General features: G+C 40.9%; 15 protein-coding genes, 1 pseudogene and 1 riboswitch. Of the genes and pseudogenes, 12 read left to right on the forward strand and 4 right to left on the reverse strand.

What is annotated here, in order from left to right; translation table 11 throughout:
• Position 1 precedes the first annotated feature (1 nt).
• From ACFOU2_RS16155 to ACFOU2_RS16175, 5 genes are all read left to right on the forward strand, one after another.
• Positions 2–700: a metal ABC transporter ATP-binding protein gene (locus tag ACFOU2_RS16155; RefSeq protein WP_377916869.1), complete on the forward strand. Its 699-nt coding sequence runs from the start codon at positions 2–4 to the stop codon at positions 698–700.
• Positions 701–709: 9 nt separating this feature from the next.
• Positions 710–1,639: a metal ABC transporter permease gene (locus ACFOU2_RS16160; protein ID WP_377916871.1), complete on the forward strand. Its 930-nt coding sequence runs from the start codon at positions 710–712 to the stop codon at positions 1,637–1,639.
• Positions 1,636–2,514: a metal ABC transporter permease gene (locus ACFOU2_RS16165; RefSeq protein WP_377916873.1), complete on the forward strand. Its 879-nt coding sequence runs from the start codon at positions 1,636–1,638 to the stop codon at positions 2,512–2,514. Before ACFOU2_RS16160 ends, ACFOU2_RS16165 begins: the two co-directional genes overlap by 4 nt.
• 147 nt (positions 2,515–2,661) lie before the next feature.
• On the forward strand, positions 2,662–2,862 hold the full coding sequence (locus ACFOU2_RS16170) for a hypothetical protein (protein WP_377916874.1): 201 nt from the start codon (positions 2,662–2,664) through the stop codon (positions 2,860–2,862).
• A 213-nt stretch (positions 2,863–3,075) separates the two neighbouring features.
• A riboswitch (cyclic di-AMP (ydaO/yuaA leader) is annotated at positions 3,076–3,224 on the forward strand.
• A 416-nt stretch (positions 3,225–3,640) separates the two neighbouring features.
• Positions 3,641–4,060 carry a CBS domain-containing protein gene (locus tag ACFOU2_RS16175; protein WP_377917024.1) on the forward strand — a complete coding sequence of 140 codons (420 nt, stop codon included), beginning with the start codon at positions 3,641–3,643 and terminating at the stop codon, positions 4,058–4,060.
• A 204-nt stretch (positions 4,061–4,264) separates the two neighbouring features.
• Here the strand turns inward: ACFOU2_RS16175 and ACFOU2_RS16180 are convergent, their stop codons facing one another.
• Positions 4,265–4,618, reverse strand: coding sequence for a group I truncated hemoglobin (locus ACFOU2_RS16180; protein ID WP_377916876.1), 354 nt, complete (start codon positions 4,616–4,618; stop codon positions 4,265–4,267).
• Between the two features lie 262 nt (positions 4,619–4,880).
• On the opposite strand from ACFOU2_RS16180, the gene ACFOU2_RS16185 reads away from it, so the two are divergent.
• Positions 4,881–6,365, forward strand: coding sequence for a class I adenylate-forming enzyme family protein (locus ACFOU2_RS16185; protein ID WP_377916878.1), 1,485 nt, complete (start codon positions 4,881–4,883; stop codon positions 6,363–6,365).
• 72 nt (positions 6,366–6,437) lie between these two features.
• Here the strand turns inward: ACFOU2_RS16185 and ACFOU2_RS16190 are convergent, their stop codons facing one another.
• From ACFOU2_RS16190 to ACFOU2_RS16200, 3 genes and pseudogenes are all read right to left on the reverse strand, one after another.
• On the reverse strand, positions 6,438–7,757 hold the full coding sequence (locus tag ACFOU2_RS16190) for an MFS transporter (protein WP_377916880.1): 1,320 nt from the start codon (positions 7,755–7,757) through the stop codon (positions 6,438–6,440).
• 160 nt (positions 7,758–7,917) lie between these two features.
• Positions 7,918–8,061, reverse strand: a pseudogene (locus ACFOU2_RS16195) (hypothetical protein); the annotation flags it as partial.
• Positions 8,062–8,124: 63 nt separating this feature from the next.
• Positions 8,125–9,174, reverse strand: a complete 1,050-nt coding sequence (locus ACFOU2_RS16200) for an NAD(P)/FAD-dependent oxidoreductase (RefSeq protein WP_377916882.1) — start codon at positions 9,172–9,174, stop codon at positions 8,125–8,127.
• Between the two features lie 165 nt (positions 9,175–9,339).
• Between ACFOU2_RS16200 and ACFOU2_RS16205 the strand changes: the two genes are divergently transcribed.
• From ACFOU2_RS16205 to ACFOU2_RS16230, 6 genes are all read left to right on the forward strand, one after another.
• A complete protein-coding gene (locus tag ACFOU2_RS16205; RefSeq protein ID WP_377916884.1) occupies positions 9,340–10,185 on the forward strand; it encodes an ABC transporter ATP-binding protein in 846 nt (281 codons plus the stop codon).
• A complete protein-coding gene (locus ACFOU2_RS16210; protein WP_377916886.1) occupies positions 10,136–11,056 on the forward strand; it encodes an iron-hydroxamate ABC transporter substrate-binding protein in 921 nt (306 codons plus the stop codon). The genes ACFOU2_RS16205 and ACFOU2_RS16210 overlap by 50 nt, the downstream gene beginning before the upstream one ends.
• Positions 11,057–11,122: 66 nt before the next feature.
• Positions 11,123–12,133, forward strand: a complete 1,011-nt coding sequence (locus ACFOU2_RS16215; RefSeq protein WP_377916888.1) for a FecCD family ABC transporter permease — start codon at positions 11,123–11,125, stop codon at positions 12,131–12,133.
• A complete protein-coding gene (locus tag ACFOU2_RS16220; protein ID WP_377916890.1) occupies positions 12,130–13,140 on the forward strand; it encodes a FecCD family ABC transporter permease in 1,011 nt (336 codons plus the stop codon). Before ACFOU2_RS16215 ends, ACFOU2_RS16220 begins: the two co-directional genes overlap by 4 nt.
• Positions 13,141–13,500: 360 nt before the next feature.
• Positions 13,501–14,040, forward strand: a complete 540-nt coding sequence (locus tag ACFOU2_RS16225) for a hypothetical protein (RefSeq protein ID WP_377916892.1) — start codon at positions 13,501–13,503, stop codon at positions 14,038–14,040.
• A gap of 687 nt (positions 14,041–14,727) precedes the next feature.
• Complete coding sequence (locus ACFOU2_RS16230; RefSeq protein WP_377916894.1) at positions 14,728–15,090, forward strand: hypothetical protein; 363 nt, start codon at positions 14,728–14,730, stop codon at positions 15,088–15,090.
• Positions 15,091–15,178 lie beyond the last annotated feature (88 nt).

Genomic DNA, 15,178 nt, shown 5'->3' on the forward strand with positions numbered 1-15,178 from the left:
ATTGCGCAATGTCTCATTTGAGATTCCTGAAGGAAAATTGATTGGAATCGTAGGACCGAACGGAGCAGGGAAATCCACACTCATTAAAGCGATTCTCGGTTTGATTCCAAGAGTAACGGGAGAGGTGGATATTTATGGAAAGTCGTATAAAGAACAGCGCAAGCTTATCGGCTATGTTCCTCAGCGGGAATCGGTCGACTGGGATTTTCCGACGAATGCATTGGATGTCGTGACAATGGGACGTTATGGCCATTTAGGGTGGTTTAAACGGCCTGGCAGTAAAGAAAAGGAATTCGCGATGGAGTGCTTGCGCCAAGTCGGGATGGATGGATTTGCCGAGCGCCAGATCAGCCAGCTTTCCGGAGGACAGCAGCAGCGCGTCTTTTTAGCCAGGGCACTTGCGCAGGATGCCCAGCTTTACTTCATGGATGAACCGTTTGTCGGTGTCGATGCCGCAACGGAAAAAGCGATTATCACCCTATTAAACAAGCTAAAACAGCAAGGAAAAACCGTTCTTGTCGTCCATCATGATTTAAACACGGTAAAAGAATATTTTGATTGGCTGTTATGTTTAAATGTGGAGTTGGTGGGAATCGGAGAAACGGAACGATTGTTTACAAAAGAGTATTTGCAAAGAACGTACGGCGGCAGATTAACCATGTTTGATTCTGAGAAAGAGACATCTTTCATGATTAATTGAGGTGAAAACATGAACTGGTTACAGGTCTTTCAAGATCCAAATACACAATGGATTTTATTTGGTTCCATGCTTTTAGGATTAAGCAGCGGGGTCATCGGAAGCTTTGCCTACTTGCGCAAACAATCTCTCATGGGAGATGCGCTCGCCCATGCGGCACTGCCGGGAGTTTGTTTAGCCTTTATGATCACGGGATCGAAATCGATTTTCTACTTTTTGATCGGGGCTCTTATGGCAGGCATTTTGGCTACCTTTTTGATCAGCTATATTACAAGACATACACGCATTAAGCAGGATTCAGCATTAGGGATTATTTTAACCGTATTTTTCGGTGTCGGGATTGTGTTATTGACGCAAATCCAGCACAGCGATGCCGGCAATCAGAGCGGTCTTGATAAATTCTTATTCGGTCAGGCCGCCTCAATGATTCAGACCGATGTGTACACGATGGCCATCATTTCAGCTGTATTGGTCGGTGTTTGCACCTTGTTTTTCAAGGAATTTAAGCTGCTTTCATTTGACCCGGGTTTTGCGAAAGGAATTGGGCTGCCGGTGGCACTTCTTGATCAGTTCATCATGCTCCTTGTGGTCGTAGCCGTAGTGGTTGGAATTCAAGCGGTAGGTGTCGTATTAATGGCCGCCTTGTTGATTACCCCGGCAGTCGCAGCCAGGTATTGGACCGAAAAACTGCATGTCATGGTCGTCATTTCTGGGATATTCGGGGTATTGAGCGGCTTAGCCGGAACGCTCGTGAGTACGATGGTCGATAATTTGCCGACAGGTCCGCTCACAGTTCTCGCGGCAACATGCTTATTTATCTTCTCTGTTTTCTTTGCACCCAAACGCGGCTTATTGGCCAAAATGCTGTTAAAAATGTTAGTGAAGAATAAAATCAAAAAAAAACTGTATATGCAAAAAATGAAAGAAGGAGAAACGTTGTGAATGATGTTTGGATTATGCTGATCGGCGCGCTCGTTGCCTGCTCATGTAGCCTTGTCGGTTGTTTTCTCGTTCTACGCAAAATGTCGATGATTGGGGACGCAATCAGCCACTCGGTTTTACCGGGGATTGTCATCGCCTTTTTGGTGAGCGGCTCAAGGGATTCGTTGTTCATGATGATGGGGGCAGCCGTGATCGGATTGATCACCGTCTTTTTGATTCAGATGTTCCACCAAAGCGGTGTCCAGTCCGATGCCTCCATCGGTGTCGTATTTACGGCTTTATTTGCGGTGGGGGTTGTGCTTGTCAGTTTATACACCCGCCAGGTGGATTTGGATCTTGATTGTGTGCTGTACGGGGAAATCGCCTATGCACCGTGGAATACGATATCGATTGGCGGGATGAGTATCGGTCCAAAAGCCGTCTGGGGAGTAGGGGCTACCTTTCTCTTAAACTTAATCGTAATCAGTCTATTCTATAAACAGTTTAAAATTTGCTCGTTTGACCCGGCCATGGCGGCAGCTGTCGGCATACCGGTCATGTTATTCCACTATCTCCTAATGGCACTCGTTTCTTTTACGACGGTTGCTTCTTTTGAAAGTGTGGGCGCCATTTTAGTGGTGGGCATGTTAATTGTTCCTGCAGCAACGGCTTACTTGTTGACCGAAAAATTAAGTGTGATGATTGGTATCAGCATGTTCATCGGGATCATCAGTTCTGCGATCGGGTATTATATGGCGTACGTATACGATGCTTCCATTGCAGGGTGCATGATTACGGTTGCCGGGATATTGTTCTTAATTGCCTTATTCTTCTCACCGACACACGGAATTGTCATGAAGAAATGGAAGCGCAAAAAAATATATAAATGCACATAAATCATTTGACATGGATAAAGAGCATCCATGTCAAATGATCACCATTGTAAGTTTATTCAAGGAGAAAGAACAGAAAGGCGCGAATAGAGGAAGGCCGATGACAGAAGGGAAAAATAAAAAAAGGGTGAAAGAGCAGGAGAGAAGTCTATGACTGCGCGTTTAGCATTTCGGTTGTCAGATGGAAAGTGGCTGCACATCAGGAGAATTACGCATGATACAGTGGAACTGAAAATTTGCTCCGACATCGTATGTGAGCCCGCTGAGTTCCAGTGTCGTATCCACGAAGGCGAATTTGTCCGAATTATATTGGATGCCATCCAGAAGACGTTCAAAAATGAAACATCGTGAAAATATGAAAAAGTCTTCATCCCCGCAAAGCGAGTCGGATGAGGGTTTTTTCTGTGTTTAAAAAGTTAAAATTGCACTATATCGACAAGGGAGTCATGAACATCGTTTTCTGGACTTTATTAATATCGTTCTTACTAGTTATTTCATCCATGATTAAAAATAGCTGTTGACAGTAAATTTTAACGGGGGTAAGATTACTCACATAAAATGTTTTATCATAAATCGCTTAATTCTAATTTAGAAGCGGGGGAACCAACTTTGTGTTGAATCTTAGCACTTGGGGTGAGTCCTTCAGTGAAGGTAGGGTTACTTCCACGACCCAAATCCGACAGCTAACCTCGTAAGCGTTTGGGAGGAAAAAATTCGTGTGAATGCACGGCTTATTTGTGCTGTGAAAAACCGCGAAAAGAGGCCCTCTCTTTTCGCGGTTTTTATTATGAAGAAAAGGCATTTGAAGAGAAAAAGAATAGAGGACTCTATGCCGGAGAGCAAAGCTATATATTTGCGTCAATGCGAACAACTTATTTTTTAGGGAGGACATAAACATGAAGGATGCCATCATGATTGGAATAGTAGTACTGATGGGGGGAGGCATGGTCGGCGTTTCCATTTGGTTAGTGTCCGTTCTCAATAATGGAAGAGGGAAAAAGTGAACATTTTTTGTAAACGGTGGCTCTGATTATGAATAGATGTGTGTAGAGGTAAATATAGGGAAGATGATAAATATCGATTTTAGGCTGGAGCCGATTCAAGAAGAAAAAAGGAGTTAAGAATGAGTATGAACATTGCATTTTTTCTTATTCCAAAGCATGAAGTAGCTGTTATTGACATGGAATCTACCGTACGCCAAGCATTGGAAAAAATGGAATATCACAAATATACGGCAGTACCCCTTATTGATGATGAAGGAAAATATGTGGGAACGCTGACTGAAGGAGATCTCCTTTGGTTTTTAAAGGAAAGGGGGACATTCAATCTTCAAGAGCTGGAAGAATTGCCGCTTCGATTAGTACCAAGGCGCCACGATAATAAAGCCATACCGATCCATGCTGAAATGGAAAGCATCATCTTGCAGACAACAGAACAAAACTTTGTACCGGTCATCGATGATCAAGGAATCTTTATTGGGATTGTCAGACGACGGGAAATTATCGAGTTTTGTGCAAAAGCATTATTTAGTGAAGAAAAAAGACGTTGAAGTCCATTTAAAAGGAATAAGAGGCTGGCCCAAAAGTATGTTCTTTGGGTCACCTTCTTATGATGATTCTGATTGCAAATGACTCGATTCGATCATGATATTTTAACACATTGGCAAAAAGAAAAGGCAAGACGGGATACACAAAGTATGAGAAATAGAATGGGACATGATTTATGGGAGCCGGCTTTCCTTTTATGTATAGGCTTATTTGTGAAGAATTGCATCCTTCATTGTTAAAAGTTTTTGTACAACTTGATCAATATCTTTTTCGGACACATTGAACTCTTTAAGGCTTGAAACAAGGTGGTTAGCAATTGCTTCAAAATGTGATTCTTGCAGGTTAAGACCTTCATGCGCTTTTTCCATACCTTTACCTGAATACTGATTTGGTCCGCCTGTCACCCAGCTAAGAAACAATGTTTGATGGCGGCGCTGCTTTTCCATATCGGTATGTTCAAAATAGTGATTGACTGTATCATCCTCCAACACTTTTTTATAGAAAACATCTACGACCTTTTGAATGCCTTCTTGACCGCCTAATCGTTCATAAAGACTCATGAAAATTCCTCCTTATATACGTATGGGACATTCCTTAATATTTGTAATGCCGGCTAAAATAATCATTTAGTTCTTTAAAAATGTTGTTTTAGTCGATTTGTTATCAAGTGAAGAAACGGCGAATAGAATTGTACAAGCGAACTCAAATTGCAAAGGGCAGTATTTGTACAGCCGCCCATTCAAAATGAAAAGCCGGCATACTCTAAGCCTGTTGAGTAAGGGTTTAGGTTACTGACCATAAAACCGCAGAAGGGGGAATAAGATGGAAACACTTGGCTCTTATATGAAAAAAGCATTTCAAACATATCCGGATAAAATCGCGGTCAAGTATCAAAATCAAACGATCACGTACGATCAATTGCGAATTCGTTCATGCCAGTTGGCAAATGGCATCAAAAGCTATCATTTGAAAAAAGGGGACCGGGTGGCGGTTCTCATGTCCAACCGTTCGGAGCATATAGAATCTGATTGTGCTGCAGCACTTGGCGGTTTCATCAAAGTGCCGCTCGATTACCGTCTTCATCCAAAGGAGCTTACATACATCATTGAAAATTCCGGAGCGAAACTATTGATTGGCGAAAAAGAATGGATTCATAAAATTGATTTGGATATTCCAAAGTTAGAAGTCGGCGACAAATATGAGTGTTGGCTGCAACGGCAAAGTGACGACTATCCGAAATCAGAGGCTGTACAGGAAGATGATGTATTTGTCATCATGTATACATCCGGTACAACAGGAAGGCCAAAAGGAGGGATGTTATCACACCGTAACATGATTGCAGGCGCTTTATCCCTGGCGCTTGCCTGTGAAGTCATGACGGAGGACGTCATCGGCCATGCTGCTTCGCTCACACATGGAAGTAATTTTTTATCCCATATCGCCTGGATTTTCGGTTTGACGCAAGTGGTGTTCAACAAGTTCGACCCAAAAGAATTTATCGATGATCTGGAACGAGAAAAAGTCTCCGTCCTTTTCCTTGTCCCGGCCATGATTGATTTAATGATTCAAGATCCCGATTTTGATCCGAAAAAACTTGGCCATGTCAAATCCATTAATATGGCAGGCGCTCCGATTGCAGCAGCTAAGCTGCAAAAAGCACTGGAGCTGTTAGGACCAAAGCTTATACAAACATACGGCCAAGTCGAGGCTCCGATGGTCATTACGACCATGCCGCGCCATGAACTGGGGAAACGTCTGGAATCATGCGGTATAGCTGGGCCGTTTGTGGAAACGAAAGTGGTGGATGAAAATGGGAAAAAAGCGGCGCCGGGGGAACTTGGCGAGGTAGTTTGTAGAGGCTCACTTGTCATGAAAGGATATTGGAGCAATCCAGGTGCCACACTTGATACGATTAAAAATGGATGGCTTCACACAGGAGATGTCGGCTGGATGGACGAACAAGGATATCTGCATTTAGTGGACCGCAAAAAAGACGTGGTCATCAGCGGCGGGATGAACATTTACCCGCGCGAAATAGAAGAAGTGCTGAATAAGCATGACGGCGTCAAGGAAACGTGTGTCATCGGCGTTCCTGATGATAAATGGGGAGAACGCCTCATAGCGTATATCGTGGGAAATGGCACATGCGAAGTGACGGAAGAAGAACTGATGAAGCTTTGCAGTCGGCATCTCGCGGCTTTTAAAAAGCCGAAAGAACTATACATCGTTGACAGGTTGCCAAAAAGTCCGTACGGAAAAATTTTAAAACGCGAACTGCGCAAGCTGTATGGAACGGTTCCGCAATGAACGGTGTCATCGTTTCAGGGATCGGAATGACGAAGTTAGCCTAAAATAATGCTAAAAAACGGTTGATTCAACTCAACCGTTTTTTGTTGTATTTGTATAAGATGGTTGCTGCAAAAGGTGTGCGGACGCCGCCGGAAGGATAAAGCTAAGTGCAGCCGCGATGACTAAGAATCCGATAGAAGAAAGGATAGATACATCGTATCCACCTGATAAGTCAAATAAGACACCGGGAACATACGAACCCAATGCCGAGCCGATTTGGTGGCTTAAATAGAGCCATCCGATCACCGTACCGACCGATATGTGTTTGAAATACTCTGATGCCAGCTTGATTGTGGGTGCGACCGTTGCAAAATCTACTACCCCAAACATAACGGCGAATGCAAACAAAAGCCACGATTTATCGATTACAAAACCGAGGAATGCGGAATCATGGAGCATAACCAGTAACAAGCAAACGGTCAATGCACGCATCCCGTATAAAAACGCCAGCATGTATTTACAGTTCCATTTGTCAGACAAGTGCCCTGACAACACGGTACCTAAAATATTAAATGCCGCTAGTGTGCTGACGGCCGAACCAATGACAGCGGGTGAAAACCCGCATAGCTGGGCGAATGGAATGAGATGGGTATCCATCAATCCGGTCGTCGTTACCCCGCAAACAAAAAAAGGGACCATAAGGAAAAGAAATCGTTTTTGCTTTATAAGTTGAAAGATGGAAACAGGCTGTAACGGCCGTATTGGCGTTTTTCCCTTTTCAATCGTTTCCGGCGCAGACTCTCCATATGGAAGCCGGCCGCTTTCCTCCGGCGAGTTGCGTAGAAACAGCCACAAAGGCGGAAAGATAAGCAGGCAGAGGATAAAACCGAGCAGCAGCACCGTCTGTTTCCACCCAAAACTTTCAATTAACAATAGTGAAACGGGAACGAGAACCAATTGTCCTGCAGCTGTTCCTGCAGACATCAGCCCTAATGCGAAGCCGCGTTGGGCAGAAAACCACTTCGTAATGGCCACAGAGCCGACGACATTGGAAGCGCCGCCGAATCCAATGGAGGTGATGACTCCATATATTAACATCAGCTGCCACGGTGCAGAGGCGAAAAACGTCAAGATGGTCGATACCCCGATTAGCAGCATGCTGTAAGATAGGATATGACGAACTCCGTATGTATCAACAAGCTTTCCTATATACGGCTGTGAAAGGGCGAAAACGATATAACTGATAAGAGAAATCGTCGAAATGGTACTCCGGCTTGCGGCAAACTCCTCTTCCCATGGCTTCATGAATGCTCCAAACGATAATCTTACACCCTGCGCAGACAATAAGGCAATGAAACCAATCAATAAAATGATCCATGCATAGTGAACTTTCCAAGTTTTATTGTTCATCGAGTTTCTCCCGCGTTTTTGATTAAATTTTACCAGTTTTTTGATGAGAGCAGAACCATTTTCTTCAATTGTTTCTTGCACTGATTACATAATTAGCCTGGTGAAGACAAAATAAAAAGCCAACATGATGAAATGCTGACTAATTAAGCTGTCAAACGTTCTATATTTTTTCCTTGCCTGCATTCTTGACCGCTTTTACCTCATATGAACTAACCTCGGAATTGATCATGTATTCGGGCTTTGGCTTACCAAGGTTTGCTTTATGGGCCGCAATGTGGGCGTCACTCTTTTCCCACTTCCTCCAAAGATGAACATCAATACCCCAGGTAATCCTAATTTTTAACAGGGTTTCAGGTTGAAACAATGGTTACTTCAACATCTGTTTTACTATCTCTCGGTTTTTTTGTTTAAATACTTCATTATGAGAAGAAACCATTGCAACCTCAGTTGCATCAGGCTGAATATATTGTTTTGCCTTATTTACTGCATTGGCCGCATCTTGAAATGCACCCGCTATCAAGTTTAACTTGCCGTCATACTTTAAAATATCCCCAGCGGCATAAAGACCCTTTACAGAAGATTCGCTAGTAGCATTACCGGCTATATAGAAATTCTCAAGTAATTCGATATCAAGTTCGCTATTGTCTAAAAGGGAAGCATCCTGTTCAAAACCATGGTTAATTACGATCTCATCTACTGCTAAATAGAATTTTTCCCCTGTTGCATAATTAGTTAACTCCACACGTTCAATCAATTCTTGATTTTCTACAGCTATTAACTTTGTAATAGATGTATTAAAAAAACATGTAGCCGAACTTTTTAATAATTGTGTAATTTGTGATTCATGTCCAGACAAGTCTTCTCTTCTGTGAGTTAAATAGACTTTTTTTGCCACCGGTACCAATTCATTGGCCCAGTCGATGGCGGTATTTCCTCCACCAGAAACAAGCACTATCTTATCTTTAAAATGTATTAAAGATTTAACGGTGTAATGGAGGTTGGACACCTCGAACCGATCGGCACCTTCGATAGGTAGTTTTTGAGGTTTCAAAATGCCACTACCCACTGCTACAATGACTGTTTTGGAATAATGTTTCCGTCCAGAAGCAGCCTTCAAAATAAATATGCCATCGTCATTACGTGAGATTGAAGTTACTCTTTCATTCAACACTACTTCTGGATTAAAGGTTAGTCCTTGCTTTACAAGTTGTTCAATCAGCTGAGCTCCAGAGAGGGGTGTTTGGCCGCCAACATCCCAAATCATTTTCTCTGGATAGATGTGAATCTTTCCTCCTAATTGCGGCTGAAAATCAATAATTTTTGTTCTCATTTCCCGAAGTCCGCTATAGAAAGCTGAATACAAACCAGCCGGTCCTCCTCCAATAATAGTCACATCAAAACATTCCGCTTTCCTCACTATACTCACTCCTAAAAAGCATTTATTCATAAACACTGTTTCTTTAATGTAAGTTTAGAAGACTTCATTGACAATCGTTCTCAATGATATTATAGTATTATTGTACAACAAAATGATAATGATTATCAATATTGATTACATATTTTCAATTGGAGGCATTATAGCATGGTTCGCCTTTGCACACAGGATCTTAACATAGGCTATGAGGAACGGTTAATTATCAAGAATCTGAGCATTAAAATCCCGGATAAAAAGATTACAACCATTATTGGTTCAAATGGGTGTGGAAAATCAACACTTTTAAAAGCAATGACCCGTATCATCCCGCATCAAGCAGGGTCCATCATACTTGATGGAGGCAGCATCTCTAGAGAGAATACAAAGGCTCTGGCCAAAAAAATGGCAATTTTGCCTCAAAATCCTGAGAGTGCCAGCGGGTTAACTGTAGGAGAGTTAGTATCCTATGGACGGTATCCTTATCAAAAGGGATTTGGCCGGTTAACAAGAAGGGATTGGGAAGTGGTCAATTGGGCATTGGAGGTAACAGGGACTTCAGCCTTTAAATATCAACCAGTGGATGCATTATCTGGAGGCCAACGTCAGCGTGTTTGGATTGCCATGTCTCTCGCACAGGAGACAGAGATGATTTTCCTGGATGAACCAACTACCTATTTGGATATGGCCCATCAACTTGAGGTTCTAGAGCTCCTGCAAAAACTAAACAAGGAGCAAGAACGCACCATCGTGATGGTTCTTCATGACTTAAACCAAGCTGCCCGTTTCGCTGATTACATCATTGCCCTAAAAGAAGGACAGGTTGTAAAAGCGGGTGCTGTTGAAGAAGTCATTACGCATGATGTTTTAGAAACCGTATTTCAAATTGATGCTGTAATAGGGAGAGATCCACGTACTCAAAAACCGATGTGCATTACTTACAATTTAGTAAAAGGAGAAAATCAACATGAAAAAACTATTCATTCCCTTCCTGCTCTTGTTGGCACTAATGCTTAGCGGCTGCGGTGCAAGCGAGTCAACAGAAACAAAAACTAAAACACCTGCGGGAAAAACACATTCTGATACAATCACCTACCAATCAGAAAATGGCCCTGTGAAAGTTCCGGCAAATCCGCAAAGAGTCATTGTACTTGGAACGTATGCTGGTAACGTATTGTCTTTAGGAGTTCCGATTGTTGGGGTTGATTCTTGGTCTAAAATGAATCCGCGCTACAAATTGGATGGCGTTGAAGAAGTAACCGATGAAAATTTAGAAAAAATTATTGAATTAGAGCCAGATTTAATTATTGGGCTTTCTACTACGAAAAACGTTGAAAAACTTAAAGAGATTGCCCCGGTTGTTACATTCACATATGGAAAGTTAGATTATCTAACACAGCATTTGGAGATTGGTAAACTATTAAACAAAGAAGCAGAAGCTCAAGCTTGGATTGATGACTTCAAAAAGCGTTCAAAGGAAGCGGGAGAAGAGATTAAAGCGAAAATTGGAGAAGATGCAACAGTTACAGTTATTGAAAACTTTGACAAAGAGCTGTATGTTTTCGGTAATAACTGGGCGAGGGGAACAGAAATCCTCTATCAAGAAATGGGATTGAAAATGCCTGAAAAGGTTAAAGAAACGGCATTAAAGCCAGGATTTTATACGCTCTCCCTGGAGGTTCTGCCTGAATTTGTAGGCGATTATCTCATCGTGAGTAAAGCCGATGAGAAGGAAACGTCATTCATGGAGTCTGAGACGTTTAAAAACATTCCAGCCGTTAAAAACAATCGAATGTTTGTCGCGAATGCAAAGGAATTTTACTTTAACGATCCTATCACTCTAGATTTTCAATTAGACTTCTTTAAAGAGTCATTTCTTGGTAAGTAATAGCAAAGGGGAATTCTTATAATAAGAATTCCTCTTCCTATATTCATAAAAAAGATGAGATGATAAATGATGACAAAAAACATAAATACCATTCCATTTATTTATAAATTTGTTCTATGTACAGTTCTATTGATTGGGACATTCTTTGTTTCAATGGTTTTTGGGGCGGCAAATACAAGTATAAAAGAAGTATGGCTCGCTCTCACAACTGACATGAAAACAGATACGATTATCACGATCCGAGAAATTCGTTTACCTCGGGAGGTAGGAGCCGTGTTTGTTGGAGCGGGACTGTCAGTAGCAGGAGCCATTATGCAAGGCTTAACAAGAAACCCTTTAGCAGACCCTGGTTTGCTTGGACTCACTGCTGGAGCGAATGCTGCTCTTGCTTTAACAATCGCACTCATTCCTTCGGCTAGTTCCTTTACGATTATGATTGCTTGCTTTATCGGAGCTGCAATTGGGACCATACTGGTCGTTAGTATTGGTGCGGCAAAAAAAGGAGGGTTTTCACCACTTCGAATTGTATTAGCAGGAGCCGCTGTTTCGGCATTCCTTTATGCAATTGCAGAAGGAATCGGAATTTATTTTAAAATTTCTAAAGATGTTTCAATGTGGAGTGCCGGCGGTATAATTGGCACGACATGGGTTCAGCTTCAAGTAATTGTTCCTTTCATTATAGCGGGCATTGTCATTTCCCTTTTCCTGTCAAGACAGCTTACCATCCTTAGCTTAAATGAAGAGCTTGCTATCGGGCTGGGACAAAGAACTACACAGATAAAATATATTTTGTTCATCATTGTGATTATGCTTGCCGGTGCCTCTGTTGCATTAGTTGGGAACCTCGCATTTATTGGCCTAATGATTCCTCACATCGTTCGTGTCTTCGTTGGAACAGATTACCGTTATATTTTGCCGATGTCAGCTATTTTTGGTGCTATCTTTATGCTTTTAGCTGATACGCTCGGACGTAACCTTAATGCACCGTTTGAAACACCAGTTCCAGCGATTGTAGCAATGATGGGGCTTCCTTTCTTTTTATTTATTGTCCGTAAAGGAGGGAAGGCATTCTTATGATTCATCCTAGTTTAATCAAGAAACAGCGTTTATTTATTTTTTGCTTTTTGGCATTAATTTTAATTACAGCTATATTGAGCATGGGCATGGGCTACTCCTCCCTTTCATACAACAGACTGCTTCCAACCATTCTAGGGGAAGGCACATTCAAAGAAGAATTTGTTTTATTTTCTATTCGCTTACCCCGAATATTGATTACACTCTTATCAGGAATGGCACTTGCCGTATCTGGAGCCATATTGCAAGGCATAACACGAAATGATCTGGCAGATCCCGGAATTATTGGAGTAAATTCCGGGGCGGGTGTCGCCATAGCTGTTTTCTTTTTGTACTTCCCAATTGATGCTGGGTCATTTATTTATTTGCTCCCTGTTGTTGCCTTTATCGGAGCTCTCATTACTGCATGTTTCATCTATTTGTTCTCGTATAGCAAACATGTCGGCCTCCAGCCGGTAAGGTTGATACTTGTTGGAGTAGGTTTTTCAATGGCTTTGTCTGGCGCAATGGTCGTGCTTATTTCATCCTCGGAGCGTGAAAAAGTCGATTTTATTGCCAAATGGTTAGCAGGAAGTATTTGGGGGACAGATTGGCCATTTATTCTGGCTGTTCTTCCATGGCTCATCATTCTTATTCCATTTACACTATATAAGGCAAATAGGTTAAATTTGTTAAATTTAAGTGAACCTGTAGCCATCGGTGTTGGAGTATCAGTAGAAAGAGAGAGGGGTGTCCTTCTTTTAACAGCAGTTGCCTTAGCTGCTGCTGCAGTTTCAGTTACAGGTGGAATCGCTTTTATCGGTCTAATGGCTCCACACATAGCGAAAGCTCTAGTAGGGCCTAGAACTCAACTGTTTTTGCCGATTGCACTTCTCATTGGAGGGTGGCTGTTATTACTTGCCGATACGATTGGGCGCAACATTGTTGACCCGGAGGGAATAGCAGCAGGAATCATGACAGCATTAATTGGGGCTCCTTATTTTATATATCTACTGTTGAAAAATCATTAAACAAATGAAACGAATCAGTAAATAAATTTCTTGATTCATCTCATTTAAGGTTAAATTGGATTGGAATACTTGATCACATTTTTTTATTATTACTGTTCTAAGAAGAGAATCCCACTGCGAATTCCGTTTAAACGAAGGGGGCTTGAGTTTAAGAATGGGGTTGTTTCGGCAACCCTTTTTCTTATTGAACGGGGCAGTTTTAGAAGTAAAAGACGGTTTATGTTGATCATGTTGGGGATTAAAGCACAAAAAGTATTAAAAACAACCGAACTTTTTTATCGAAAAAATGTAAAATTTTAGTGAAATTATATTAATTATGTTTCGATCACTGTATAATCATCGATAAGGAGTGATAATTGAATGATAATACAGATGAAAAGACAGGAGTTCGATTCCTTAGCTGACGAAGCCCTGTTTAATGCTTGTTTTAAACCGTTGATTTTGGATTATAAAAGCAGAATGGTTAAACAAACAGAGAATAGTTCCATGGCAAAAGAGCTTTTTTATAAAGAGCTAACCACTGGACAAAAAGCGTTGTTTGTATTTCATGTGTATTATGATCATGCAATCGAATCAAAGGCTGAATTTTATTGGTGGAGTGCCTATTTTCTGGCTCAACCTAAAATATGGTCAGCGATCAAAGTGGGAATGCAGTATTTTGAGGAAGAGCCCATGTACCTACTCCTAGAAGAAACTGAATTAGTTCTTAAAAGATATAATTGTCCTAATCCTATAGAGAAGTTTGCTGTTTCACGTGAGGACCTTGACCGTAATAGCGAACTTTCTGCATCTATTAATCCCCTGTATATCCATTTTAACGAAATAGCTCCTCTTACTATTAAGAGAATAAGTGATTTTATCCGATACAACCATGAAAATTTCGTAAAAATCGAGGACTAATTTCTGACAATATTTTGTTTTAACGATAGCTTGTTATAGAGGATGATAAGTTTTATCAGAACCACTATTTTGATCCGAAAATACTTATGTTTTATTCTTTCTTGTTCAAGAAACGGGTGCTTGAAGAGTGAGGGTTGCTGCGGCAATCCTTTTTCTAATTGAGCTGCTATAAGAATAAACATCCCAATTAGAACCATTTGAGGATTTATGCTGGTAGTATAGTTGCCGCTGCCATACTTGTTTTAAAAGAAAATGAAGGGGTTCTGAACGATTTTCTCTTCTTTTAGAACTAAAGTATCAATCATTTTATACGGGTTGTTGATTGTTACTTCCTAAAAGAATCATTATGTCAACTAGTTTTGCATATAATATACAATAAAATAGTTTGTGAACTGCTAAAAAACAAGGTTTACATATATGGGAAGATATTCCTGTAATTATTGTAGAGAGATGATGGAAAAGGGGGAATATCTGCTTGTTGGAGAAAAAAAGAAAGCGGTTCCATTGCGCTGCATGAAGAAGGGCTATATAGAATACTGTATATAGTTCAGGATGCTGTGAAATTGTAAACCAGAGCTCCAAAAAGGTCGGACTAGCTAAATTAAAAGAATGACAAACTTTTAATCAAGCAATGGCATAAGAATGTAAAACCAATATACTTCCGAATAAAATATTGGGGGGACATATATGAATAGATATAAAGATTTATTTAGGATTGAAAAGTATGAAGATGAATCACATGTATGTTTTTCTAAAACGTTAAATGGTAAAGAGATAGAAGAACCCTACACAATTCCCGAATCTATATTTAGCCGTATCATGTTTATTGGCAGGGCTTATACTTTACATTATCTATCTGTGTTAGAACCTGGTAGAGAGTTCGATTTAAACAAAACACAAGCTCAGGCGTTTATAGATGAACTACATTTTTTACTAAGCATTGTCAATGATAGAATCTTAGATCATTATGTTAATCCTTTAATCAAATTTGTAGAATCAATCATTTTTCACCCTAAAGCTTATTCTTTATCAATACAAGGTAATTCATAGTAAAACACCTTTACGAACAAAGAAAAATTAACTTCTTAAAACGAATGTTATATTGATTGAATCAAGAGGGGTAAACGTCAAGGGGCTC

The organism is Bacillus songklensis (assembly GCF_042649685.1).
Taxonomy (GTDB): Bacteria; Bacillota; Bacilli; order Bacillales; family Bacillaceae_H; genus Bacillus_BA; species Bacillus_BA songklensis.

Excerpts from the sequence above, each read along its gene's own strand:
- ACFOU2_RS16160 (WP_377916871.1), top strand. The coding sequence starts at position 710 with ATGAACTGGTTACAGGTCTTTCAAGATCCAAATACACAATGGATTTTA.
- ACFOU2_RS16170 (WP_377916874.1), top strand. The coding sequence starts at position 2,662 with ATGACTGCGCGTTTAGCATTTCGGTTGTCAGATGGAAAGTGGCTGCAC.
- ACFOU2_RS16175 (WP_377917024.1), top strand. The coding sequence starts at position 3,641 with ATGAACATTGCATTTTTTCTTATTCCAAAGCATGAAGTAGCTGTTATT.
- ACFOU2_RS16180 (WP_377916876.1), bottom strand. The coding sequence starts at position 4,618 with ATGAGTCTTTATGAACGATTAGGCGGTCAAGAAGGCATTCAAAAGGTC.
- ACFOU2_RS16185 (WP_377916878.1), top strand. The coding sequence starts at position 4,881 with ATGGAAACACTTGGCTCTTATATGAAAAAAGCATTTCAAACATATCCG.
- ACFOU2_RS16190 (WP_377916880.1), bottom strand. The coding sequence starts at position 7,757 with ATGAACAATAAAACTTGGAAAGTTCACTATGCATGGATCATTTTATTG.
- ACFOU2_RS16205 (WP_377916884.1), top strand. The coding sequence starts at position 9,340 with ATGGTTCGCCTTTGCACACAGGATCTTAACATAGGCTATGAGGAACGG.
- ACFOU2_RS16210 (WP_377916886.1), top strand. The coding sequence starts at position 10,136 with ATGAAAAAACTATTCATTCCCTTCCTGCTCTTGTTGGCACTAATGCTT.
- ACFOU2_RS16215 (WP_377916888.1), top strand. The coding sequence starts at position 11,123 with ATGATGACAAAAAACATAAATACCATTCCATTTATTTATAAATTTGTT.
- ACFOU2_RS16220 (WP_377916890.1), top strand. The coding sequence starts at position 12,130 with ATGATTCATCCTAGTTTAATCAAGAAACAGCGTTTATTTATTTTTTGC.
- ACFOU2_RS16225 (WP_377916892.1), top strand. The coding sequence starts at position 13,501 with ATGATAATACAGATGAAAAGACAGGAGTTCGATTCCTTAGCTGACGAA.
- ACFOU2_RS16230 (WP_377916894.1), top strand. The coding sequence starts at position 14,728 with ATGAATAGATATAAAGATTTATTTAGGATTGAAAAGTATGAAGATGAA.